This window comes from Rhodococcus sp. R1101, assembly GCF_000278445.1.
Taxonomy (GTDB): domain Bacteria; phylum Actinomycetota; class Actinomycetes; order Mycobacteriales; family Mycobacteriaceae; genus Rhodococcus; species Rhodococcus gordoniae.
On sequence record NZ_AJVB01000586.1, the window covers coordinates 1 to 2,122 of the forward strand.

A 2,122-nucleotide genomic window follows, 5' to 3' on the forward strand; every position below is an offset into this window, starting at 1 on the left:
CGAAGGCGCGCTCAAGGACGGCACCCAGGTCACCGTCGGCGGCATTCTCGCCTCCGTGAACCGCCGCATCAACAAGAACGGTCTCGCCTGGGCGTCCGCGCAGCTCGAGGACCTCACAGGTGGCATCGAGGTGCTGTTCTTCCCGCAGTCCTACGCCGTCTACGGTATGGACGTGGTGGAGGACTCGGTGGTCCTCGTCAAAGCCCGGGTGTCCATCCGCGACGACCGGATCTCCCTGATCGCCAACGACCTCGTCGTCCCCGACCTGTCGCAGATCGGGGTGGCGAAGCCGGTCTCGGTGTCCATGCCCACCCGGTTGTGCACCCCCGACAAGGTCGGTGCCCTCAAGAACGTGCTGACGCGTCATCCCGGTTCGTCCGACGTGCATGTGCGGCTCATCACCGGCAGCAAGGTCACGGTTCTCAAGCTCGACGACAGTCTGCGGGTCGAAGCGTCGTCGGCGCTCATGGGCGACCTCAAGGCGCTGCTCGGGCCGGGTTGCCTGGCTACCTAGCGGTCTCGCCGCGCGGTCCGAGCGCCTCGGCCGGCCGATACGGTTCACACCGAGCACCCTGTACACCCACGCCGAACCGTTGTCCCTTCGTAGAGTGAAAGATCTCGAGTGGGGAGAACGCCATGACCGCCACAGGACCGACGATCACCCCCGCCGTGCGCGGTGGGGCGGCGGCAACGATCGGCGTGGAAGAGGAATTCGTCCTGGTCGACTTCCGTACCGGCCGTCCCCACCTGCGCAGTCTCGAGGTGATCGAGGCCGGACGCGAACTCGGCATCGACCTCACCGTCGAGCTCTCCCGATGCCAGATCGAGACCGCCACCGCGGTGTGTACCCATCCGCAGGACCTACGCGCACAGTTGCACCGCACTCGCGCGGCCGCAGCCGATGCCGCAGCGCGCGCCGGATGCCGGCTGGTCGCGGTCGGAACACCGATTTTCGAGCCTCCGACGGGATCGATCACCGCCACGCCGCGCTATCAGCGCATGGCGCAGCACTTCGGGGGCATCGCCGACGGCGTGATCTGCGGATGCCACGTGCACATCGGTGTCGATGATCGTGACCGCGCGGTACAGCTCATCAACCATCTGCGACCGTGGCTCCCCACCCTGCTGGCGTTGACCGCGAACTCCCCGATCGCCGACGGCCGGGACACCGGCTATGCCAGCTGGCGATACCTGCGATGGGGGCGCTGGCCGAGCGCGGGAGTGCCCCCGCAGTGCACCTCGGCCGCGGATTACGACGCGGCGGTCGAATCGCTGCTCGCCACCGGCACGATCCTGGACCCCCGCATGGTCTATTGGGATGCGCGGATCTCCGCTCGTCATCCGACCGTCGAGATCCGCGTCGCGGATGTACCTGCGACCGTCGAGGAGACCGTCACGCTGGCCACCTTGGTCTATGCGCTGGCCGCCCGGGCGACAGCGGCGATCGAGCGCGGTGAGGCGGCGCCCTCGGTCGGCCGGGAGTTACTGCGCGCAGCGTGCTGGAGAGCCGCCCGGGACGGTCTGGCCGGGCGCGGCGTCGATGTTCACTCTGCGCAGCTGGTTCCGGCTGCGGAATTGATCCGCCGACTGCTCGTCCAGGCAGGGCCGGTCCTCGAGGAACTCGGCGCCTATCGATCCGTGCACGACACTCTGGCATCGATCCTGGACCGCGGCAACGGCGCGATCCGGCAACGGCGCATCCGCGAGCATGGCGGCTCCTTCGCGGATGTGATCGCCGACGCGGCACGGCGCACCGTCGAGGGCTGTACGTCCTGATCCACCTCGGACGGTCGGGGATCTCGGGTACTCAGGGATCCAATCGATCGGGCTGCACGAAGCCCGGCCGGACGTCACGGGTGCAGATATGGGACGGTTCGTTCAGGAACGGAACACGCGCCGCTGGAACCGGCGGACCCACCACACGGCGACGGTGACCGCGGCCGCGCCGAGCACGGCACTCTGTGCGCTGGCGGTGACGACGAGGACCACGAGCAGGGTGAGGACGCCCATCGCGAGAGCTTCGAGCTTGTACAGGGGCCAGATCGTCCCGGCGATGTCGACACCGTCGGTGCGCTCGCGAGGGACCCGGGTATCGAGCACGGACATCGCGGTGCACCTCCTG

The 2,122-nt window shown here is 68.4% G+C and carries 3 protein-coding genes; 2 read left to right on the forward strand and 1 reads right to left on the reverse strand.

The genetic code is table 11. The features are described from left to right. Positions 1-514: OB-fold nucleic acid binding domain-containing protein (locus tag R1101_RS28105; RefSeq protein WP_037224554.1), on the forward strand; the 514-nt coding region annotated here is incomplete at its 5' end. A 122-nt stretch (positions 515-636) separates the two neighbouring features. Next, entirely contained in the window at positions 637-1,776 is a 1,140-nt protein-coding gene (locus R1101_RS0121965; RefSeq protein ID WP_016935388.1) for a carboxylate-amine ligase, read from the forward strand. Between the two features lie 102 nt (positions 1,777-1,878). On the opposite strand, the gene R1101_RS0121970 is transcribed toward R1101_RS0121965, so the two are convergent. Then, positions 1,879-2,106, reverse strand: coding sequence for a hypothetical protein (locus tag R1101_RS0121970; protein WP_016935389.1), 228 nt, complete (start codon positions 2,104-2,106; stop codon positions 1,879-1,881). Between the last annotated feature and the right edge of the window lie 16 nt (positions 2,107-2,122).